Source organism: Rhizobium sp. 01L410, from assembly GCF_056400165.1.
This window is the reverse complement of sequence record NZ_JBFTST010000006.1, coordinates 189,700-212,017: the sequence shown is the minus strand read 5'-3', so window position 1 is coordinate 212,017 and position 22,318 is coordinate 189,700. Positions and strand designations below refer to the sequence as shown.

Sequence of the window (22,318 nt, the reverse complement as noted above, 5' to 3'; positions counted from 1 at the left end):
CCTAAAAGAATAACGGGATATCCTGTCTCGATTTTGCCACTTAAAGCTTACTTGAGGCTTACCGGCGCGGGTGCCGTTATGGCACACGCCCTTATGAGACAACGTTCACATTCCAGAAACCCTGCCACATTCGATTTTGATAACCATCAGGAAAGGCAGCGTTTTCTTAACCGCAAATTTTAAGCGGTCCGGAAGAGGCCGCGCCTATTGTCGAGCCATAGAGGGCGAAAAAGCCCCGAGGAGAAGACCGGAAACCGGCTCTCAGGTAAGACAAGGGTAGAAATGAACATGAACAACACCGTTATGAAGCCCGCATGGGCTGGTACGACACTGCGCCTCGATCCGTCGCGCTTTCCCCAGCAGGTCAGCTACGCCATCCATGACGCCTCCGGTGACGTCAACATAACGATCGACGAACGTGGCGCGATCCTGCGCAAGGTTCTCCCCTCCAGCGGCCTGCCGCTCTCCATCGCCCTGCCGAAGCGCGCCTTCAAGGGTGTTGCAGCCCGGGCGATCGACCATGGTGACGGCGAAGTGACCGTGACCCTGGAACTCCACCACGAAGATCCCGATCTCTGTGTTCCCCTGCTGGTCGCCCATGACCTCGGCGACATCGCCGCCGACTGGCGTGGCTGGTCGGAAGCCTTCCGCATTCCGATGCTGATGGTCGAGGCCGATGGCGTTGCCCGCCCGCTGGAAGAACATCTCGGCGATCTGCGCACCAGCCACATGAAGCCGCGCCGCCGCCACTCCTATTTCGCCAACCGCCGCCCGCGCTTCCTGGTGCGCCGCACGACCGGCAAGCTCGGTGTCTCGATGAAGATCGAAGGCAAGGAAATCATCGCCCGCAACTGATCGCGGCGACTGAACGCAAACAGAAAACCCGGCCTTGCGCCGGGTTTTCTGTTTTGATCAGGGCAGCGTCAAAAGCAGCGACACAAACAGTCCGGCAAAGATGATCAGGCCGATCCGGTTGTTCGACTTGAAGAGATAGAGGCACTGGTCGCCATCGTTGATATCGAGCTTGACGATCTGCCAGGCAAACATGCCGGCAGCGATCGCGAGGCCGAGATAGGCGACAAGGCCGACGCCTGCCAGCCAGAAGGCAAGCAGCATCAACGCCAGCGTCGCCCCGTAAAGGCCGACCAGCCATTGGCGGGTGCGGTCGCCAAAGAGACGCGCGGTGGAACGCACGCCGATCAGCTCGTCGTCTTCCTTGTCCTGATGCGCATAGATCGTGTCATAGCCGATCGTCCAGACGACAGAAGCGATGTAGAGCGAGACGGCGGCGAACGACAGCGCGCCGAAGGTTCCGGCCCAGCCCATCAGCGCGCCCCAGGAGAAGGCAAGGCCGAGGAAGAATTGCGGCCAGTCGGTGAAGCGTTTGGCGAAGGGGTACAGTGCCACGATGGCAAGTGACAGGATGCCGAGGATGACGGCAAACCAGTTGAATTGCAGCAGCACGATCAGGCCGACGAGGGCCTGCAGGACGATGAAGATCTTTGTCTGCGTGCGCGTGACGCGGCCTGATGGCAGCGGCCGCGAGCGGGTGCGCGCCACTTCCATGTCGATGTTGTGGTCGACGAGATCATTGTAAGCGCAGCCCGCTCCGCGCATGGCGACGGCGCCGATGAAATAGAGGATCAGATGATAGACGGTGCGCCCGCCGGAAAAGCTGCCCTGCATCGCCGCCGCATTGGCAGCAAGCGCCACCGACCAGAAGCACGGCCACATCAGTAACTGCCAGCCAATCGGCCGGTCCCAGCGCGCCAGCTGCGCATAGGGCCAAAGCCAGGGCGGCAGGATCCGGTAAACCCAGTTGTCCGAAGGCGCGTCGGCGACTCGCCCGTTCAGTCCGTCGATCTTTTGCATGAGGGCATGTAGCGACGGCCGGCGCGGCGGGTCAAGCGGTCATGGTGGCGCGGGATGTTGCGGTTTGGGAGTGAAGGTCTACCATGATGATATCCGGAGGTGAGCCATGACCAAGACCAAGGGAAACACCATTTCGAAGACACAGCGTATCCGGGAAGAAGCTGCGCGTATTCGAGCCAATGCGGCAGAAGAAGAGGATGTGATGAGGTGGATTGCCGAGTACGGCGTGCCCATCGACTCGGAAGAGCGGGCTTCATCGCGGAAATGAAATTCCCTCGTGTCTGGAGCCCCCTCACCCTACCCTCTCCCCAAGGGGAGAGGGGAAATTGGCGCAAGCAGCGCCGAAGAGGTCCCTTCTCCCTTGGGGGAGAAGGTGCCCGGATGGCGGATGAGGGGGCTGCGGGCACAGCCATTGATCCAAAGTAGTTTTTCGCCGCGCAGACGCGCGTCGGCTGGATTCCTGTGACAAGCACAGGAATGACGGAGGGCGTAGATTACCGCCCGTTCCACCGCCGGATCACCGGCTCGGTCAGGTCGTGCTCATAGCCCAGCACACTGATGCTCGCCGTATCCAGCACGAATTTCGCGCCGTCTTCCGGCGGCAGGCCGAGCCAGCGCGCAGCGAGGACGCGCAGGAAGTGGGAGCTGGAGAAGATCAGCACCGGGGCGTTGGCGCTGCGCAGTCCGGCGATGATGCGGTCGGCGCGGGTGCCGGTATCGGCGGCGGTTTCGCCGTCAGGGCAGCCGTCTCGGAAGAGTTGCCAGCCGGGGCGGCTTTTCAGGATTTCCTTGGTGGTGATGCCTTCATAGGCGCCGTAGTCCCATTCGGCGAGGTCGTCCTTGACGACGGCACCGGCGCCGAAGCCGGAGAGTGTGCAGGTGTTGCGGGCACGCTGCGACGGGCTGGTCCAGACGGCGGATGCCTGCACGCCCTGGAGACGGGCGGCGAGGCCGCGGGCGGCTTCCTCACCCTTGGCGGTCAGCGGGATATCGCTGCGGCCGGTATGCTGGCCGGACAGGCTCCATTCGGTTTCGCCGTGGCGGACGAGGGTTATTTCGGGATGGGCGCTGGCCATGATTATGATCCTTGAAGCAAAAAGCGCGGCTCGATGGCCGCGCTCGATTGTCAGAAGCTAATCTTTTCCAAAGGCGGACGCACCGCCTCGAATTCCTTCAGCTTCGTTTCCGCCGCCGGAATGTAATTGCGGTTATCGGGCGTCGAATACTGGTTCTTGGTGATCTGGATCTGCATGATGAACAGCTCGTCCCAGCGGAAACCGATCTCTGAACCGGCGAGATAGAACTCCCACATGCGGAAGAACCGCTCGTCGTAAAGCGCCACCGCCTCCGCCTTGCGGGCGACGAAGCGGTCGCGCCAATGGCGCAGCGTGTAGGCGTAGTGCAGCGGTAGGACTTCGACATCGCGGACCAGCAGCCCGGCCTTCTCGATTGCCGGGATGGTTTCGCCGATCGAGGGAATATAGCCCTGCGGGAAGATATATTTCTCGATGAAGGCGTTGGTGGCGAAGCTCGGTTTCGGGCGGGCGATCGAATGCAGGACCATGACGCCGTCATCGGCCAGAAGTTCATGCACTTTACGGAAATAATTGGCGAAATTGCCGATGCCGACATGCTCGAACATGCCGACGGAGACGATGCGGTCGAAGGGCTGTGCCCGCATCGTCCGGTAGTCCTGCAGCTCGAAGCGCACGCGATCGGCAAGTCCGCGCTTTTCGGCCCGATCACGCGAGATCTTCAGCTGCTCTTCGCTGAGCGTGATGCCGGTATGATCGAGACCCGGCGTCGCCTCGGCGATATAGAGACCCATGCCGCCCCAGCCGGAGCCGATCTCCAGCACGCGCTGGTTCGGCTGCAGCAGCATCTTGGCGGCGATATGGCGCTTCTTGGCGACCTGCGCCTCCTCCAGGCTGATGCCCGGCGGATCGAAATAGGCGCAGGAATATTGCCAGTCCTCATCGAGGAACAGCTCGAACAGCCGCTCCGAGAGATCGTAATGATGGGCAACGTTACGCTTGTTGTGATTGACCGGCAGACGGCTTTTCAGCTGCTGCAGGGCGATGCGGCCGATGAGCAGCGCCGCCATCGGGATATCGAAGATCTCGTTGGTGGTGTTCTGCTTCACCATGGCGAGGAAGTCATAGATGTTGCCCTGTTCAAGAATGAACCGGCCATCCATATACATTTCGCCAAGCTTGAGGGTGGGGTCGCGGCGGATCAGCTTTTCCGCCTCTTCATCGGCGATGCGAACGGCGACCAGATCGCCGCTACCATCACCGACCGTATGTGTCTCGCCGTTGGCGAGTGTAAGCTTCAGATTACCCTTGCGGATGATTTTCTGGACAATCGACAGGAATCCCGACGCCATGATGAGGCCTCGCAATGTGACAGGACGGTCACATCAACTTAATAGCTCTCTCGTGTCTGACAAGCGCACAGTTTAGCACTTTGGCAACAACGCTGCCAAACTGTGACATTTTTGCAATTATCAGCACTAAGTGCTTATTTTCGCTTCATGGCTTCGGCCAGCGCGGCGCCAAAAGCGCCCTGGCTCTCAGGTTTTGATGGCGCAGGGCGCGAAGAATTCTGCGACCGGGGCGCGTTGTTCGTGCGCTGCTCGCCTCGCGGCGGGGGTGCTGTACCATCGTCCTTGCGCATCGAAAGAGCGATGCGTTTGCGCTTGGCATCGACCTCGACGACGCGGACCTTCACGACATCGCCAGCTTTGACGACCTCATGCGGATCCTTCACGAAGCGGTCGGCAAGCTGCGAAACGTGGACAAGGCCATCCTGATGCACGCCGATATCGACGAAGGCGCCGAAGGCAGCGACATTGGTGACCGTGCCCTCGAGAACCATACCGGGCTTCAGGTCGGAGATTTCGTTGACGCCTTCGGCGAAAGTCGCGGTCTTGAAGCTCGGGCGCGGGTCGCGGCCGGGCTTTTCCAGCTCCGAGATGATGTCCTTGACGGTCGGCAGGCCAAACTGCTCGTCGATGAACTTGCGCGGATCGAGACCCTTCAACAGGGCGCTGTCACCCATCAGCGAACGCAGGTCGCGGCCGCAGGCGGCGACGATCTTCTTGGCGACGCCATAGGCTTCCGGGTGCACCGACGAGGCGTCAAGGGGCTCCTTGCCATCGGGAATGCGGAGGAAGCCGGCGGCCTGTTCAAAGGTGCGGTTGCCAAGGCGGGCGACCTTCAGGAGATCCTTGCGGCTCGCAAAGGGACCATTCTGATCGCGATGGACGACGATGGAATCGGCGATCGAGCGGCTGAGGCCGGAAACGCGCGACAGCAGCGGCGCCGACGCCGTGTTCAGATCGACACCGACGGCATTGACGGCATCTTCGACGACGGCATCGAGCGAGCGGGAGAGTTTGCCCTGATCGACATCGTGCTGGTATTGCCCGACGCCGATCGACTTCGGCTCGATCTTGACGAGCTCGGCGAGCGGATCCTGCAGGCGCCGCGCGATAGAGACGGCACCGCGCAAGGAAACATCGAGATCCGGGAATTCGGCGGCGGCGGTTGCCGATGCCGAATAGACGGATGCGCCGGCTTCGGAGACGATGACCTTGGTGGGTTTCGTGCCCGGAAGCTCGGCCAGCATGTCGGCCACCAGCTTCTCGGTCTCGCGGCTGCCGGTGCCGTTGCCGATCGAGATCAGCTCGACATTGTGCTTGCGGATCAGCGAGGCGAGCTCGACCTGCGCGCCGCGTACATCGTTTCTCGGCTGGAACGGATAGACGGTGGACGTCGCGACCACCTTGCCGGTGCCATCGACGACGGCGACCTTGACGCCGGTGCGGATGCCCGGGTCGAGGCCCATCGTGGCGCGGGAGCCGGCAGGCGCCGCCAGAAGCAGGTCCTTGAGATTGCGGGCGAAGACGTGGATCGCCTCTTCCTCGGCGCGCTCGCGCAGCTCACGCATCAGGTCGAGCGACAGCGACATGGAGAGTTTGACGCGCCAGGTCCAGGTAGCGACATCCATAAGCCAGCGATCGCCGGGGCGGGAGTTGCCGATCTCGTAGGCGATGGCGATCATCCGCTCGACCGGCTTGTTCGGCGATGCGGTCTCGGCATCGGCCTCGATGGTCAACGTCAGCACTTCCTCGTTCCAGCCGCGCAGCATGGCGAGCGCGCGGTGGCCGGGAGCGGTTGCCCAGCGTTCGGAATGGTCGAAGTAGTCGGAAAACTTTTCGCCTGCGGCCTGCTTGCCATCGACGACCTTGGCTTTCAGGAACGCGGCGCTGCGCATATGGGCGCGCAGCTTGCCGAGCAGGTCGGCATTTTCGGCAATGCCTTCGGCAACGATATCGCGGGCGCCCTCGAGCGCGGTCTTCACGTCGGGGACGTCGGCGGTGATATAGGCTTCGGCCAGCGTTGCCGGCTCCTTTGCCCTATCGGCGAGGATGGCTTCGGCGAGCGGCCCGAGGCCGCGCTCGCGGGCAATCTCGGCGCGGGTGCGGCGCTTCGGCTTGTAGGGCAGATAGAGGTCTTCGAGCTCGGCCTTGGTGGCGGCACCGGAAAGCTTACCCATCAGCTCCTCGGTCATCTTGCCCTGCGAATTGATCGACTCGACGATGGTATCGCGCCGCGCTTCGAGTTCGCGCAGATAGACCAGTCGTTCGGCGAGGTTTCTGAGCTGCGTATCGTCTAGGCCGCCGGTCACTTCCTTGCGGTAGCGGGCGATGAACGGAACCGTCGCGCCCTCGTCCAGCAACTCGATCGCCGCCTTGGCCTGATCCGGCCGGGCGTTGATTTCCGAGGCGATGACGGCGGAGAGCGAGCGAAGGTCTGCGGCCATGGGATTCCCTGATCGTTGACGAAAGTTGGCGGACCATAGCGGCGAAAAACGGCAAGGCAATGCCCGAGGGCGGTTTCCACAGCGGAGTCTTGTCAATTCGCAAACGCTATCGTCCGGAGCCCCCTCATCCGACCCTTCGGGCCACCTTCTCCCCGCTGGGGAGAAGGGGAAGAGGTGGTGCGGCATATCCCTTCTCCCCAGCGGGGAGAAGGTGGCGGCAGCCGGATGAGGGGGCCAAGCACTCTACGGAAACGAAATGCCCCACCCTCCCCACCACGCGGCGTTTTTGCGGTTGTGCAGATGCGGCATTCTTTGGTAGCAGAGGCGACCGTTTTGGACCGTCCCGGACCCGGTGACGCAAGGAAAAGTGACATGCCTGATCTGCTTCTAGAACTCCGCTCCGAGGAAATTCCGGCCCGTCTGCAGCGCAAGGCTGCCGGCGACCTGAAGAAGCTCGTTACCGATGCGCTTGTCGAAGCCGGTCTTTCCTATGAGGGTGCGCGCGAATACTGGACGCCGCGCCGCCTGACGCTCGATATCCGCGGCCTGACGGCGCGCTCCGCCGATGTGCGCGAGGAGAAGAAGGGCCCGCGCACCGACGCCAACGAGAAGGCGATCGAAGGCTTTCTGCGCAGCGCGGGGCTCTCTTCGATTTCGGAGGCACAGGTCCAGAGCGATCCGAAGAAGGGTGATTTCTACGTTGCCGTCATTTCGCGTCCGGGCCGTGACGCCGAAGAGATCATCGCCGGCGTGATGCCCGGCATCATCCGCGACTTCCCGTGGCCGAAGCCGATGCGCTGGGGCAAGGCGTCGGCCAAGCCCGGCTCGCTGCGCTGGGTGCGTCCGCTGCAGTCGATCGTCTGCACCTTCGGCACCGAGCATGAAGAAACCACGGTCATCCCCTTCGAGATCGAAGGCATCGTCGCTTCGAACATCACCTACGGCCACCGCTTCCATGCGCCTGCCGCGATCACCGTCCGGCGCTTCGACGATTACGTCGCCAATCTGGAGAAGGCCAAGGTCATTCTCGATGCCGAGCGCCGCAAGGAGATCATCGCTTCCGACGCCGCCAATCTGGCCTTTGCCAGCGGCCTTGAACTGGTCGAGGACGAAAGCCTGCTGGAAGAAGTTTCCGGCCTCGTCGAATGGCCGCAGGTGCTGATGGGCGCCTTCGAGGAAGACTATCTGTCGATCCCTTCCGAGATCATCCGCCTTACGATCAAGACGAACCAGAAGTGTTTCGTCACCCGCAAACAGGGTGAGGAGACGCTTTCGAACAAGTTCATCCTGATCTCGAACATTGAGGCGACCGACGGCGGCAAGGAAATCATCCACGGCAACGGCAAGGTCGTGCGTGCCCGCCTCTCCGACGCGCTGCATTTCTGGAAGCGCGACCAGGGCAACCTGCCCGATCTGGAAACGCTGGAAGCCTCGGCCAAGGCATTTGATCTTGACCTGAAGAAGCCGCTCGACCAGCGCATGGCGAAGCTCGATGCGCTCAACGTCACCTTCCAGGCAAAGCTCGGGACGCAGGGCGAGCGGGTGCAACGCATGCGGGCCATGGCGGCGAAGATCGCCTTTCCGCTCAGCGCCGACCACAAGCTCGTCGACCGGGCCGTGGTGCTCGCCAAGGCCGATCTGCGCACGGAAGCCGTCGGCGAATTCCCGGAACTGCAGGGCGTCATGGGCCGCAAGTATGCGGTGCTGCAGGGTGAAGATACTGCTGTCTCGACCGCCATCGAGGACCATTACAAGCCGCAGGGCCCGTCCGACCGGGTGCCAGAAGACAAGATCGCCATCAGCGTGGCGCTGGCCGACAAGCTCGACACGCTGATCGGCTTCTGGGCGGTCGATGAAAAGCCGACCGGCTCCAAGGATCCGTTTGCGCTGCGCCGTGCCGCGCTCGGCGTCATTCGCATCATTCTGGAGCGGAACGTCCGCCTGACGCTGATGCCGCGCATCGTCAGCCATATGGGCCGGATCGATGACGACATCGCCGACAAGGCCGGCGTACCGAGGGCGGAGCAAGGCGTGAACCTGTCGCGTCAGCTCGACCTGCTGTCGTTCTTCCACGATCGCCTCAAGGTCTACCTGCGCGATCAGGGCGCCCGCTACGATCTGATCGATGCCGTGCTGACGCCGGAGACGGACGATCTCCTGATGATCGCGCGGCGCGTCGAGGCGCTGACCGCCTTCATCACCTCCGAGGACGGCAAGAACCTCTTGGCCGGCACCAAGCGCGCCACCCAGCTGCTCGCCGCCGAAGAGAAGAAGGGCACCGTGGTTGCCGATGGCGTTTCGGATGCGCTGCTGAAGCTCGACGCCGAGAAGGAACTCCATGTGGCCGTCGCCCATGCCTCTGCCGAGGCTTCGGCTGCGATCGTCAACGAGGACTTCCGCGCGGCGATGGCAGCACTTTCGAAGCTGCGCGCCCCTGTCGACCGGTTCTTCGAGGACGTGCTTGTCAACGACGAGGACGCGGCGGTCCGCGCCAACCGGTTGGCGCTGCTCAGGCTGATCCGCGAAGCGACCGGCACTGTCGCTGATTTCTCGAAGATATCAGGATAACTCGGCGTCAAGCCGTCATCCTCGGGTCTGTCCCGAGGGATCTACCGAGCGAACCGGATCGTGAAACTGCAGATCCTCGGGACAAGCCCGAGGATGACGTTGGGAGAGACGGGTGAAGGCCTACAATATCGAAGTCCTCCCGCAATCGGTTTCGGAGGAAGGGCCGCGCGGCGGTGGCTGGTGTTTCGGCCTGCCGCCTGGAATCGTCGAGGAACAGTGGCCGCTGGATGCCAATACCGGCTATCCGCTGCAGCACGGCTTCACGCTGGTGCTGCCGCCTGAATATCGCGGCTTCGGGGCCGATATCGTCGCCCTCTCCTTCTTCGGCAGTGCCCATGACGAAGACGAGGGGCGTGTCGCCGAGATTGCGGCGCTGATTGCCGATCCTGATGCCAGCGAGCCTAACGATGGCGATCTCTATCCCTTCTGGATGAGCGAGCGGCTTCGCCATCCCCGCCTTCACCGGATGGCGGATTTCCTCGGGCGCTCGCATGCGGTGATCCTGCTGACCGAAGCGGAATTCAACGCGCCGTTCTGCCAGCCGCCGCGTCTCCGGCCCAACGCATACCGTGACCGCATCCGGCGCCCCGAATGGCTGCAGCGCGGCACTGCTGCGGTCTATCTCGACGATCAGACGGAGAATTACGGGTTGTTGCAGATGCTCGGCGACACGGAGCATGCCGACCTCGCCTATAACCGCGCCCTCGACATCACGCCGCGCGGCGAAGACCCCAATGCCGGTATCGCGCCGCGCGACGAGTGGGCGGCGGCCGAAACGGGATACCAGGCCTTCTATTATTGGGAAGGCGACGAGGTCGAGGAAGAGAATTACCGCGAGCATGCCTGGGCGGCGGATCACCTGCCCGATCATATCGGCGGCTCGATGCGCCCGGCGCAGAACATCCCCGATATCAGCCCTTACTACATCGAGTTCGAGGAATATCTGGGGGGTTTCAACTTCGGCGGCGGCAATGCCTGGCTCGACCTGCAGACGCTGACGTTCGACTGGGCGCAGTAAACGCCGGCACAAATGTACAAGACGGTCTGTGAGCCCTGATCTACACTTGCCCCGGCAAGATGGAGATGAGCATGGACCAGCCGACCAAGACATATAGCGCTATCAATTTCGCAGAGAAGCTCACGAAATTCAGCGACCAGTGGCAGCCGCGGGTGATTGCGGAACTCAACGACTACCAGTTCAAGATCGTCCGCATCGAGGGCGATTTCATCTGGCACGACCATCCCACGACCGATGAGGCGTTCATCGTGCTCGAGGGCGTGCTGCGGATCGATTTTCCCGATGGCGCGGTGTCGATCGGCCCCGGCGAGATGTATGTCGTGCCGAAGGGCCTGAAGCATAAGCCCTATGCCGCTTCGGAAGTGAAGATGCTGCTGATCGAGCCGCGCGGCACGCTGAATACCGGCGAGGAGGGTGGCGAGCGGACGGCGAAGAGCGATCTCTGGATCTGAGACGAGTGGCTGGCGACAACCCGCCAGCCTCACTGCGCTACTGCCGCTCCTTCTGCATCTTGGCGACGGTGAAGGTCTCGTCGGCGCGGCCATAGCCGCCATCGATCACTTCATCGACGAGAACCATCGTATAGGGACGGACGCCTTCGCCGAAATAACCGACGAAAATGGCTGTGGTTTTGTGGATGAGGTCTTCCTTCTGCTCGGCGCTCATGGTGCCCTGCGGGACCTTGAAATTGGCGAATGGCATGGTCGTCTCCCTGATTGGGTGGTTGGAATGACCACAAGCTATGCCGGGTGCCGTCATACTTGAAATCGATAGTCGATATATGCATTCATCCATGACATGGATTTACACGGCATCGATCTCAACCTGCTTGTCGCCTTCGACGCGCTGATGCAGGAACGCAGCGTCACCAAGGCAGGCATCCGCATCGGGCGGACGCAGCCGGCAATGAGCGCGGCGCTCTCGCGTTTGAGGGCGCTGTTTCAGGACGAGCTTTTCGTGCGCGGGCCGGCCGGACTGCAGCCGACGCCGCGGGCCACGGATCTGGCGGGACCGCTGCAGCAGGCACTGGCGGAAATCCAGAAGACGCTCGCCTTTACGCAGCGCTTCGAGCCGCAGGCCTCCACCCTCACCTTCACACTCGGACTATCGGATCACCCGGCCTTCGTACTGTTGCCGCAGCTCATCCGGCGACTCTCGGAGATGGCGCCTGATATCACACTGCAGGTCCGGAATTTCAGCGCCCGCGACGACGCTATCGACATGCTGGATTCCGGCGCCGCGGATGTGACGATCGGCGTACCCTCGGCATCCGCAGGGCGGATCCTGACGCAGCCACTTTTCGAAGAGCGGTTCGTCTGCATCCTGCGCAAGGATCATCCGCTGGCGAAGGCGCCGCTCGATCTCGAGACCTTCCTGAGCCTAGGGCACCTGCTGGTGTCGCCTGAGAACGACCGTTTCGGTCATGTCGATATGGCTCTCGCCAAGCAGGGTCTGGAGCGGCGCTTGGCACTGACCCTGCCGCATATGTATGCGGCGCCGCTGCTGGTCGCCCGGTCGGACATGATCGCGACATTGATGGAAGGTGTCGTCGATGCCTCCGGCCAGGCGGACAATCTGATCGCCCGGGCGCCGCCTCTCGATCTGGCGCCCGTGCCTTTCGTCATGTCCTGGCACCGGCGAAATGACGCGCATCCGGCGCAGCGCTGGTTTCGCGCGGTCATTGCCGCCCTGCCCGTTGCTGCAGGCACCTGATCGCCGTAAGGGCTTGAGGGAAGAGCCAGAACGAGCACGGCCGCCGGATTTCTCCGGCGGTCGCTAATGCTGGTCTTGATGAAAAGGTCTGTAATAAAAACTCAGGCTGCGCGGCGGTGGTGAACTGCCGGTGCTGCGTGCGCGACATTGCCGACGCGGAAGCCCCGGATCAGATCGAGCAACTCGTCGGTATCGGCAGCCAGCGTTTCTGCCGAAGCGGTGGTCTCTTCGGCCATCGCTGCGTTCTGCTGAGTTGCCGCATCCAGCTGGTTCATCGAGGACGAGATCGAGCGCAGCGTGGTGTCCTGTTCGGAGGCGCTGTGAGCGATCTTGGCGACGATTTCGTTGGCCGACTTGATCTGATCGGAGATGCGCTTCAGGGCTTCACCTGCTTCGCCGACAAGGCGGACACCCTGGTCGACCTGGCTGGAGGAGCGGGCGATCTGATCCTTGATCTCCTTGGCGGCAGCGGCGGAACGCTGGGCCAGTTCGCGGACTTCCTGAGCGACGACCGCAAAGCCCTTACCGGATTCACCGGCGCGTGCCGCTTCGACGCCTGCATTCAGAGCCAGCAGGTTGGTCTGGAAGGCGATCTCGTCGATGACGCCGATGATCTTGCCGATTTCATCCGAGGACTTCTCGATGCCGCTCATCGCGGTGATCGCTTCGGTGACGACCGCGTCGCTGCGCGAGGCTTCGGTGCTGACTTCGCGGACGCGCTGGCTGGCTTCATGGGCACCTTCCGCCGTCTGGCGAACGGCAACGGTGAGCTCGTCGAGAGCCGCCGAGGTTTCTTCCAGGCTGGCTGCCTGGCGCTCGGTGCGCTGCGACAGTTCGTTCGATGCGCGGCGGATTTCTTCCTTGCTGACACCGATGTCGCTGCCCTTGGTGCTGACCTTCGCCATGGCGGCTTCGAGGTGTGACAGGGCGTCGTTGAAATTGTCGCGCAGGGCTGCGTATTTCTGGCCGATATCGGCGCAACGGACGGTCAGGTCGCCGCGGGCGATCTGTTCCAGCGCTTGGCCAATGGTGGTGACGACGCGGGCCTGAACCGACGCTTCGTCCTGCTGACCGCGCAGGTTGGTCTCGCGCTCCGTTTCGAGCGCTAGTGCCTGAACCGCTTCGCGTTCGGCCATGGCGTGACGTTCGCGCACCTTTTCTTGCAGCGACTGCGTCGCCTTGGCCATCATGCCGATCTCGTTATTCATGCCGGTATGCGGAATGGCAATCGACACATTCTCGTTGGCAACGGCCTCAAGAGCCTGATGGACATCCTTCAGCGGCAGCGAAATGCCGCGGATGACCAGATAGGCCGCAACGATGGCGAGAAGCGAAAGGATCAAGCTGCCGGAGAGAGCGCTCAGGATCTTGTCATTCACCTGGGCGTCGAGGTCATCCATATAGACGCCGGTGACAACCACGACCTTCCAGGGATCGAAAGCCAGTGCATAGGCCGTCTTGCGGAAATCGCCTGCCGGCTGACCGGGCTTGGCGGTCGAATAGTATTCGACAAGGCCGCCGCCCTGCTGGCCGAGCTTGACCAGCTCTTCGCGATAGAGCTTGCCCTTGCTGTCCGGCTGACCCTTGTTGATCTGCCCGACCTTCGAGGCGTCGTAGTGGAACATCATCTGGATGTCGTAGCTATAGCCGAAGAAATAGCCATCCGGATCGTATTTCATGGCGTTGAGCGTGGCGTAAGCCTGCTTCTGGGCGTCTTCCAGCTTCATCTCGCCGGCATCGACCTTCGCCTGGTATTGTTTAAGGACGGAAACGCCCGACTGGACCTCCGACCGGAGCATGTCATAACGCTCCTTGTAAATCGCATTGACCGAGGACCGGACCTGCAGAGTGGTTGCGATCGCAAAGGCGACCATCAATCCAGTAACCAGCAAAATCAGTTGTTTTGAAATCTTCAGCTTTTTCATGGTGCCCCACAGCGGAAAGGACGAAAGGGTTCCGGCGCGGTCTGATACCGCTTGTGCGAGCGAGTCCGTGAAGACCGCTTATACCGCTGCTTAAGAACATGCTGCGGCCGGCAAGAGGACAATGGCATAAAAACGACTAAAAAAGCCTTAAAAAGTAAGCCGACCTAACAATAAAATCATTTAAAATCATATAGTTATGAGAAATCACCGGGCAAATGCCCGGTGATTTCAGATCATCTGTTATCGCGTGTTTTGGAGCGCGGGAAATCAGGCCGCGCGGCGTGTGCGGACCATGTCCTGCTGGGTGTTTCCGATGCGGAAGCCGCGGATCAGGCCGAGCAGTTCGTCGGTATCGGCAGCGAGTGTTTCAGCCGAAGCGGTGGTCTCTTCGGCCATCGCTGCGTTCTGCTGAGTTGCCGCATCCAGCTGGTTCATCGAGGACGAGATCGAGCGCAGCGTGGAGTCCTGTTCGGACGCGCTGTGAGCGATCTTGGCGACGATTTCGTTGGCCGACTTGATCTGATCGGAGATGCGCTTCAGGGCTTCACCTGCCTCGCCGACCAGACGGACGCCCTGGTCGACCTGGCTGGAGGAGCGGGCGATCTGATCCTTGATCTCCTTGGCGGCAGCGGCAGAGCGCTGGGCCAGTTCGCGGACTTCCTGAGCGACGACTGCAAAGCCCTTGCCGGATTCACCGGCACGTGCCGCTTCGACACCGGCGTTGAGAGCCAGCAGGTTGGTCTGGAAGGCGATTTCGTCGATGACGCCGATGATCTTGCCGATCTCGTCGGAAGACTTCTCGATACCGCTCATCGCGCTGATCGCTTCTGTAACAACCGCGTCGCTGCGGCTGGCTTCGGTGCTGACGGCATGAACGCGCTTGCTGGCTTCATGGGCGCCCTCGGCCGTCTGGCGGACGGCAACGGTGAGCTCGTCGAGAGCAGCCGAAGTTTCTTCCAGGCTGGCAGCCTGACGCTCGGTGCGCTGCGAGAGTTCACCGGATGCGCGGCGGATCTCTTCCTTCGCCATGCCGATATCGCCGCCCTTGGCACTGACCTTGGCCATGGCCGCCTCGAGGTGTGAGAGAGCCTCGTTGAAATTGTCGCGGAGGGCTGCGTATTTCTGACCGATGTCGCCGCAACGAACGGTCAGGTCACCCTGAGCGATCTGTTCCAGCGCCTGGCCAATGGTGGTGACGACACGGGTCTGTGCGAGAGCTTCATCGCGCTGGCTGCGCTGGTTGCTTTCGCGCTCGCTCTCGAGCTCAAGCTGCTGAACCGCTTCGCGCTCGGTCATGGCGTGACGTTCGCGAACCTTTTCCTGCAGTGACCGCGTGGCGCGGGCCATCATGCCGACTTCGTTGTTGAGTTCGGTATGCGGGATCTTTGCATCGACGCGCTCGTTGGCAACGGCCTCAAGTGCTTCGTGGACATCCTTGAGCGGCCTGGAAATGCCGCGGATGAAGTAGAACGCGGCGCCGATGCCGGCCAGGAAGACGATGCCACAGGCAATGAAGGCCTTCCACAGCGTCGCGTCGATCTGCGCCTGCAGGTCATCGAAATAGACGCCGCAGCCGACGACCAGCTGCCAGGGATCGAAGGCCTTGGAATAGGCGCCCTTCAGGAACACTTCCGTCTCGGGCTGCCCGGGCTTGCTCCAGAAATAGATCGTCTCGCCGCCGCCGGCCTTGCCCTTTTCGACCATTTCCTTGCTGAAATGGGTGCCGCGCTTGTCGACCTGGCCGCTCATGTCCTTGCCGATATTGACCGGGCTTGGATGGAAGCGCTGGAAGACGTTGTAGTCGAAGCCGAAGAGATAGCCGTTCGGGTCGAACTTGACCTTGGAGAGAACCTTGAACGCCTCGGCCTGGGCGGCCTCATGCGTCATCTCGCCTGCCTTCTCACGCTCATAATAGGTGTTCAGGATGGAGATGCCAGACTCGACCTGCGTACGCAGCAGATCGAAGCGGTCTTCGTAGATGGATTGCGACGTTGTGCGGATCTGGAAATAGGTGGCAACCGCAAAGGCCGCCATGAGGACACCGACAAGAGCAAAAAGCTGATGGGCAATTTTAAGCTTTTTCATAATTGTCTCGCGAAAGTGGTGAAATTTATAAAACACCGGATCGGGAAACTCCCGTCCTTTGCACGTGTCACCACGCACTTTCAGCAAGCGCAATCATGCTCGCTCCGGCCTCCGGTGGCTAGAATTATGGTGAATGGTTAAACGATGCCTTAACGATATCGGCGCGCGGAACGGTCAATTATGAGTCCCGTTTTTTCGCATAAGCGCATGCGTTGTATGCGTAATTTATCATTCAATCAAAATAAAGAATGCGCCCCTGCTTCTCTCAGGAGCGCATTCAATCCGCGCTAAGCGGACCCCAGCGATCAAACCTTGACCGGGTCAGGGGCAGGGAACTTTTTGCTGCTACATGCGCAGCTTGAAGGAGGAAATGTCCAACGGCGCGGTTTGTTCCGTCTCTGCCGTCATACCTGCCGTGGCCGGCTTGGCGTCAAGGCCGATGACCGACGTCGTGGCAGTCGGATCGATGCCTTCTGCGGGCGTGGCACTCTTGTCGAAAGCCTGCAGGACTTCGGGCGTTGCCTTGGTGACGAAGACGACGGGCGATCCGCCCATCCAGCCTTCGGTGCGGTAGAGCTTCTTCTCGCCGCCGACATCGCGCAGCTCGCTGGCCTGCAGCGAACCGGACGCCAGGGTCGGAACGGTGTAATCCTTCTTGCGTTCGGCGACGGCAAGCGGCGGGCAGCTGGTGCAGGTTTCCTTGAGAATGCTGCCATTGCCTTCAGGCGCGGTTGGCTTGATGACATCGATGGACGATGCCATTGCCGAACCGGCGATAAGGGCGATTGCCGCACCGAGGATGAACTGACGCATGAACGCTACTCCGTCTGACTATGAACAGGAGAATAGCGCGTCTTTATTTCCATCCGGTCAGGGGAAAGGGTAAAAATTTAGCGAACTGACCCGATTTCGAGCCAGCTCTCACGTATTTTCGCGCTCGACTGCGCGCCAGCCGATATCACGGCGGCAGAAACCGTTGTCCCACTCGACCTGATCGAGCAGCGCATAGGCATGGCGCTTGGCATCGCTGACGCTGGTGCCCGTTGCCGTGACGTTGAGTACGCGGCCACCGGTGGCAACCAGCTGGCCGTCCTTCAGCGCCGTGCCGGCATGGAAGACCTTGGCCCCCTCGCCCGCTTCCGGGATTGAGGCAATCGGCGTGTTCTTGTCATAGGAACCCGGATAGCCCTTGGAGGCCATGACCACAGTAAGCGCCGGATCGTCGCTCCACTCGGCACTTGCCTGATCCAGCGTGCCGTCGGCGCAGGCGAGCAGCAGCGGCAGGAGGTCGCTCTTCAGCCGCATCATCAGCACCTGGCATTCCGGATCGCCGAAGCGGACGTTGTATTCGATCAGTTCCGGACCCTTGGCGGTGATCATCAGGCCGGCGAAGAACACGCCCTGGAACGGATAGCCGCTCTCGGCCATGCCGCGCATGGTCGGCTCGATGATTTCCTTCATCGTGCGCTCGACCATCTCTTCGGTCATCACAGGTGCCGGAGAATAGGCACCCATGCCGCCGGTATTGATGCCGGTATCGCCCTCGCCGACGCGCTTGTGATCCTGCGCCGTCGCCAACGCCAGCGCATGCTTGCCGTCCGAGAGGCAGAAGAAGCTGGCTTCCTCGCCATCGAGATAGGCTTCGACGACGACTTCCGCACCGGCAGCACCGAAGGCGCCTTCAAAGCAATCATCGACGGCGGCCAGCGCCTCATCGACGGTCATTGCGACGGTCACACCCTTGCCGGCCGCCAGGCCATCGGCCTTGACGACGATCGGGGCGCCCTGCTCGCGGATATAGGCCTTGGCCTTGGGCGCGTTGTTGAAACGCTGATAGGCGCCGGTCGGGATATCGTAGCGGGCACAGATATCCTTGGTGAAACCCTTGGAACCCTCAAGCTGCGCAGCGGCCGCGGACGGGCCAAAGACCTTGAAACCGGCAGCCCGGAGCGTATCGGCCAATCCGGCGACCAGCGGCGCTTCGGGGCCAACGACGACGAAATCGATCGCCTTGTCGCGGCAGAAGGCGATGACCGCATCCTGGTCTTCGGTGTTGATGGGGGCGAGGACCGCATGCTCGGCAATGCCGGGATTGCCGGGTGCCGCATGGAGTTCCGTCAGCAGCGGCGACTGCGCCAGCTTCCAGGCGAGAGCATGCTCGCGGCCGCCCGAACCGATCAACAGAACCTTCATGCGCGATCCCTTTCCGTTTTCCGCTTGGCGGTTAAGCGGAGCGGGGCGAAAGGTCAAGTGTTGGGGTGATTAATAGGCTCCTATGTGCCGCGCGGCCCCCTCATCCGGCCCTACCGGGCCACCTTCTCCCCGCTGGGGAGAAGGTGCCCGAAGGGCGGATGAGGGGGCGGTGCGATAGTACGTCAGGGCGAAGCCCAGCCACTACCAGCCTCCTCCACCACCGCCGCCTCCGCCGCCACCGGACGAGCCGCCACCGCCGGAAAAGCCCGAGGACGAGCTCGAAGGCGGCGGGCTCGGGATCGTCGAGGCGATGGTGGAGGCCATCGAGGACGAGAAGCCGCCGATGCGATCCGAAAAACTGCCGCTGTTGAAATTGCCGGAATACCAGGTGGGCGCATAGGCGGCGGCAGCACCGGCTGCGGCGGCGGCCAGCCAGGTCTCGAAGGTCCGGCTCCAGGGCTTTTCGACCCCGAGCGCCACCGCATAGGGCAAGAGCTTTTCAAAATGTTGCGGCGACATTTCCGGCGCGCCCGCCATGTTCATCCGGTCTTTCTCGGCAAGCGTCAGATATTGCCGGAGACCATCGATGCCATCCATCATCTTGGCGCCGAGCATGGTCGGGGCGCCCATGATGAAGACGTAGAGCATGTTGAGGAAGACGATGCCGCCGACCGCGAAGAGCATCGGCGTTTCGTGAAGCTCCATCAGCGACGAGAAGAGAGCCAGCGCCAACGACGAAACGATGCTGAAGCCGATGAAACCGCCGATGCCGATCGCCACGACCGACATGATCTTCGAGCCGAGCGAATGGCCGCGCCGGAAAGATTTTGCGAAACCGGCGACGAAGAGCGAGAGGAAGGCGACGACGGCGATCGGGATGATCATCAGCGCAATCGTATCCGGCTGCAGCGAGCCGAAGACGAAGAGAATGATCAGCACCGCAACACTGAGCACGACCCCGCCGGTCACATAACCGGTATTGGCGTTGTAATATTTGCCGCGATGTTCGCGCTCGATCGCCGAGCGGAAATTCTGGCCGACGGATTTCACCCGCTCGCCATTGGCCTTGTCGATGGTGAGCGATCCCCGGCTGCCAACGGCATTCAGCAGGCTCGCCTCGCCCGCCTCGAATTTTTGCCCGACATTGGGCTTGTCGGTGCGGCGGATGACGATCGACTGCTTGAGATCCTCAAGCACGACGAAGCCGCGCACCGCAAGGTTCAGCGCGCTCGCGGACAGCGCCGTCCAGCCCTGGCCGGAGAAGCCCTTGTTGTCGATGTAGTTCACCAGCGCCGGCGAGATATTGTCAGGCGCATCCCAGCGCGGCACGACGACACCGCGGGCCGGATCGCGCCCGACCCTCAGCCAGGAGCGGGTGTAATAGAGGAAGACCAGGATCAGGCCGCCGAAGCCGATGAAGTAATCGCGGTTATCCTTCAGCCACCAGATGTTCTGATCGGATTCACTCGGCGGATCGATGGCGCCCTTCGGGAACTTGACGGCGATCGTCAGGCCCTCCTCGGCGTTCAACGGCTGCGTCGTGGAAAAGACCGGGCGCGTGTTGTTGCCGGAGACGCGGGCGTTCTTGTCCTTCGCGCCGAAGGGGCCGGTGAAGAAATTGGTATCTGTAGCGCTGACGCCATCAGGCAGATTGACCGTCGCGGTGGCGGCCATGATCGGGAAGATCCAGCCGTTGCCGGTGACGTTCCAATAGAGTTCGTCATGATCGGCAAAATAACGGATCTGCCGGTTCGTCCGGTAGGTGAAGACATATTGATGGCGGCCGGGCGAAAGCATCACGTCTTCCGAACCCGCATAGATGCGGATGCCGCCGGAGATCGATTCCGTTTTCCAGGGCTCGTCATTGCCGTCACGGGTCACCGAGACGACGTCGAAATCGACGCTGCGGAGGCGTCCGTTCTCATCGGTGAAGGTCAGCGGGAAATCGCGGAAGATGCCGCGGCGGATGCGATTGCCTTCGGCATTGACGGTGATGGTCTCGGCCACCGTCATCGCCCCGCTCTTTTCGAGCCGGATATCGGAATTGAAGGAGGAGATGATCTCCGCGCCGAGTGCCGTGCGCACCGTCAGCGCCATAAACAACGCCAGGCACACGCCCAAAGACCGCAGGATCATTCCACCCCTCCCCGATCGCGGCAGCTGCCGCTTTGCTATCTCAACTTTCGTTGGCGTAGGTAACGCCGAGTGCTGCCAGCATGCGCCAATAGGCCGGAACCGTCTTGCCGACGCAATCCGGATCCAGAATGGTGATGCCGTCGATCTTCAGGCCGGCCAGAGCAAAGCTCATGGCGATGCGATGATCGGCGAAGGTATCGATTGACGCCGGCAGATGCTGACCCGCAAGCTTCGGATCGGCATTGACGATCAAGTCGTCGCCTTCCTCGCGTGCCAGATCGGCGCGGATCTGCGTCAAACCGGTCGATAGCGCGCGGATGCGGTCGCATTCCTTGACGCGCAGATTGGCGATGCCGACGAAGCGGACCGGCGTGTTGTTGAAGGCCGCGAGAACGGCCAGCGTCGGCACCGCGTCCTGCATCTGCGAGCCGTCGATTTCGGCAGGCAGGTTCGGGAACTTCGCGATGACGTCGTAGGCCTTGGCATCCGGCTGGGTGAAGGCGGCATTGGGAACGCCGAGATCGATCTTGCCCGAGGTCAGCACTTCGGCGGCCCAGAAATAGGTCGCGGCCGAGGCATCCGGCTCGATGACGTAGTCGGCAGCCGTATAGCCGGTCGGCTCGACGCGCCAGGTGACCTCGCTGGTCTTCTCGACCTTGGCGCCGAAGGCACGCATCGCCGAGGTCGTCAGGTCGATATAGCCGAGAGCGCCGATATCCTCGCCGAGCAGCTCGATCGTGACGGACTTGTGGCCACCGGCGGCCATCATCAAGAGGGCCGAGACATACTGGCTGGAAAGGCCGCCATCGATCTCGATGCGGGTAGCATCGAAAGTGCCGGTGCCGTTGACGGTCACCGGCGGGCAGCCTGTTGCCGTGCTGGCATCGATGCCGAGCGTGCGTAGCGCATCGACCAGCGGGCCGATCGGCCGCTTGCGCATGTGCTGGTCGCCATCGACGACAACAGTGCCATCGACGAGCGCGGCGGCGGCCGTCAGGAAGCGGGTGGCGGTTCCGGCGTTGCCCAGGAACAGCGGTTCCTTCGGCGCCTGCAGCTTGCCATTGCCGGTGACGACGAAGCTGGTGTCATCGGGCTCGTCGATCTGAACACCCATGGCCCGCAGGGCTTCGGCCATATAGCGGGTGTCGTCGCTTTTCAGCGCGCCGGTCAGCCGGCTGGTGCCCTTGGCAAGACCGGCAAGCAGCAGCGCCCGGTTGGTGATCGACTTGGAACCGGGAGGCACCGCGCGGCCTTCGAGCGGTGCCTTGACCGGGATGATGGTGAGTTTCTTGTCTGTACCCATGACGATTGTATTCCGTCCATTACGCTTAAGCCGTGACCGGCCTGCTCATAGCAGCTTTTGCGCAAAGACAAACGTCAGAATTTGACTGTGGGAACGGCGCGATCGGCCTCGTTGGTGATCTCAAAATATTCCTTCTTCTGGAAACCGAACTGACCGGCAACCAGATTGGAGGGGAAGCTCTCGACCTTGACGTTCAGATCACGCGCGGCGCCGTTGTAATAACGGCGGGCCATCTGGATTTCGCTTTCCATGGTTTCCAGCGAGGTCTGCAGCTCGGCGAAATTGGTGTTGGCTTTCAGATCCGGATAGGCTTCAGCAAGGGCGATGACCCGGCCAAGTGCGGCCCCAAGCAGACCTTCCGCCTGCGCCCTGCCGGCGACGTCACCAGCGGGAACCGCCTGCGCCTTGTTGCGCAGCGCGACGACCTCTTCCAGCGTGCTCTTTTCGTGGGTGGCGTATCCCTTGACCGTCTCGATCAGGTTCGGGATCAGATCGGCACGGCGCTTCAGCTGCACATCGATGCCTGACCATGCCTCCTCAGCCATCTGCCGGGCGCGGACGAGGCCATTATAGATGAAAATGGCATAGAGGGCGATCAGGACGATCAGGCCAAGTATGATGTACATCAAGAATCCCCCGCAACGGAAATAGAGTTGCGGGGAGACTATGCATGTTCAC

18 protein-coding genes are annotated in these 22,318 nt (G+C 61.8%); 6 read left to right on the top strand and 12 right to left on the bottom strand.

Annotation, left to right across the window (positions count from 1 at the left end; all coding sequences use genetic code 11):
- Positions 1-288: 288 nt before the first annotated feature.
- Entirely contained in the window at positions 289-855 is a 567-nt protein-coding gene (locus AC1DV9_RS15330; RefSeq protein ID WP_112386520.1) for a DUF6101 family protein, read from the top strand.
- A 57-nt stretch (positions 856-912) separates the two neighbouring features.
- Here AC1DV9_RS15330 and ubiA read toward each other — a convergent pair whose 3' ends face one another.
- The gene (gene ubiA / locus AC1DV9_RS15325) at positions 913-1,872 is read right to left on the bottom strand and encodes a 4-hydroxybenzoate octaprenyltransferase (protein WP_477948841.1); all 960 of its coding nucleotides are present in this window, start codon (positions 1,870-1,872) and stop codon (positions 913-915) included.
- Positions 1,873-1,978: 106 nt separating this feature from the next.
- Between ubiA and AC1DV9_RS15320 the strand changes: the two genes are divergently transcribed.
- Positions 1,979-2,140, top strand: coding sequence for a hypothetical protein (locus AC1DV9_RS15320; RefSeq protein ID WP_477948840.1), 162 nt, complete (start codon positions 1,979-1,981; stop codon positions 2,138-2,140).
- Positions 2,141-2,366: 226 nt separating this feature from the next.
- Here AC1DV9_RS15320 and AC1DV9_RS15315 read toward each other — a convergent pair whose 3' ends face one another.
- The 3 genes from AC1DV9_RS15315 to AC1DV9_RS15305 all read right to left on the bottom strand — a co-directional run bounded on the left by AC1DV9_RS15315 (position 2,367) and on the right by AC1DV9_RS15305 (position 6,699).
- Positions 2,367-2,948 carry a histidine phosphatase family protein gene (locus AC1DV9_RS15315; protein WP_477948839.1) on the bottom strand — a complete coding sequence of 194 codons (582 nt, stop codon included), beginning with the start codon at positions 2,946-2,948 and terminating at the stop codon, positions 2,367-2,369.
- 50 nt (positions 2,949-2,998) lie between these two features.
- Positions 2,999-4,258: a class I SAM-dependent methyltransferase gene (locus tag AC1DV9_RS15310; RefSeq protein WP_477948837.1), complete on the bottom strand. Its 1,260-nt coding sequence runs from the start codon at positions 4,256-4,258 to the stop codon at positions 2,999-3,001.
- A 134-nt stretch (positions 4,259-4,392) separates the two neighbouring features.
- Complete coding sequence (locus AC1DV9_RS15305) at positions 4,393-6,699, bottom strand: Tex family protein (protein WP_477948836.1); 2,307 nt, start codon at positions 6,697-6,699, stop codon at positions 4,393-4,395.
- A 372-nt stretch (positions 6,700-7,071) separates the two neighbouring features.
- On the opposite strand from AC1DV9_RS15305, the gene glyS reads away from it, so the two are divergent.
- From glyS to AC1DV9_RS15290, 3 genes are all read left to right on the top strand, one after another.
- The gene (glyS, locus tag AC1DV9_RS15300) at positions 7,072-9,267 is read left to right on the top strand and encodes a glycine--tRNA ligase subunit beta (protein ID WP_477948834.1); all 2,196 of its coding nucleotides are present in this window, start codon (positions 7,072-7,074) and stop codon (positions 9,265-9,267) included.
- Between the two features lie 112 nt (positions 9,268-9,379).
- Positions 9,380-10,285 carry a hypothetical protein gene (locus AC1DV9_RS15295; RefSeq protein ID WP_477948832.1) on the top strand — a complete coding sequence of 302 codons (906 nt, stop codon included), beginning with the start codon at positions 9,380-9,382 and terminating at the stop codon, positions 10,283-10,285.
- Between the two features lie 65 nt (positions 10,286-10,350).
- The gene (locus AC1DV9_RS15290) at positions 10,351-10,737 is read left to right on the top strand and encodes a cupin domain-containing protein (RefSeq protein ID WP_405049568.1); all 387 of its coding nucleotides are present in this window, start codon (positions 10,351-10,353) and stop codon (positions 10,735-10,737) included.
- A gap of 37 nt (positions 10,738-10,774) precedes the next feature.
- Here the strand turns inward: AC1DV9_RS15290 and AC1DV9_RS15285 are convergent, their stop codons facing one another.
- On the bottom strand, positions 10,775-10,987 hold the full coding sequence (locus tag AC1DV9_RS15285; protein ID WP_477948830.1) for a tautomerase family protein: 213 nt from the start codon (positions 10,985-10,987) through the stop codon (positions 10,775-10,777).
- Positions 10,988-11,083: 96 nt separating this feature from the next.
- Between AC1DV9_RS15285 and AC1DV9_RS15280 the strand changes: the two genes are divergently transcribed.
- Positions 11,084-11,998 carry a LysR family transcriptional regulator gene (locus tag AC1DV9_RS15280; protein ID WP_477948828.1) on the top strand — a complete coding sequence of 305 codons (915 nt, stop codon included), beginning with the start codon at positions 11,084-11,086 and terminating at the stop codon, positions 11,996-11,998.
- A gap of 101 nt (positions 11,999-12,099) precedes the next feature.
- Here AC1DV9_RS15280 and AC1DV9_RS15275 read toward each other — a convergent pair whose 3' ends face one another.
- The 7 genes from AC1DV9_RS15275 to AC1DV9_RS15245 all read right to left on the bottom strand — a co-directional run bounded on the left by AC1DV9_RS15275 (position 12,100) and on the right by AC1DV9_RS15245 (position 22,266).
- Positions 12,100-13,923 (bottom strand): methyl-accepting chemotaxis protein, encoded by a 1,824-nt coding sequence (locus AC1DV9_RS15275; RefSeq protein WP_477948826.1) that lies wholly within the window; start codon positions 13,921-13,923, stop codon positions 12,100-12,102.
- A 267-nt stretch (positions 13,924-14,190) separates the two neighbouring features.
- A complete protein-coding gene (locus AC1DV9_RS15270; RefSeq protein WP_477948825.1) occupies positions 14,191-16,008 on the bottom strand; it encodes a methyl-accepting chemotaxis protein in 1,818 nt (605 codons plus the stop codon).
- Positions 16,009-16,353: 345 nt separating this feature from the next.
- On the bottom strand, positions 16,354-16,821 hold the full coding sequence (locus AC1DV9_RS15265; RefSeq protein ID WP_310292324.1) for a plant virulence effector HPE1-like domain-containing protein: 468 nt from the start codon (positions 16,819-16,821) through the stop codon (positions 16,354-16,356).
- Positions 16,822-16,929: 108 nt separating this feature from the next.
- Positions 16,930-18,201, bottom strand: coding sequence for a phosphoribosylamine--glycine ligase (gene purD / locus AC1DV9_RS15260; protein WP_477948823.1), 1,272 nt, complete (start codon positions 18,199-18,201; stop codon positions 16,930-16,932).
- Positions 18,202-18,402: 201 nt separating this feature from the next.
- Entirely contained in the window at positions 18,403-20,337 is a 1,935-nt protein-coding gene (locus AC1DV9_RS15255; protein ID WP_477948821.1) for a DUF2207 domain-containing protein, read from the bottom strand.
- 40 nt (positions 20,338-20,377) lie between these two features.
- On the bottom strand, positions 20,378-21,640 hold the full coding sequence (locus AC1DV9_RS15250; protein ID WP_477948819.1) for a 3-phosphoshikimate 1-carboxyvinyltransferase: 1,263 nt from the start codon (positions 21,638-21,640) through the stop codon (positions 20,378-20,380).
- A gap of 74 nt (positions 21,641-21,714) precedes the next feature.
- Positions 21,715-22,266: a LemA family protein gene (locus tag AC1DV9_RS15245; protein WP_112518686.1), complete on the bottom strand. Its 552-nt coding sequence runs from the start codon at positions 22,264-22,266 to the stop codon at positions 21,715-21,717.
- Positions 22,267-22,318: the final 52 nt, after the last annotated feature.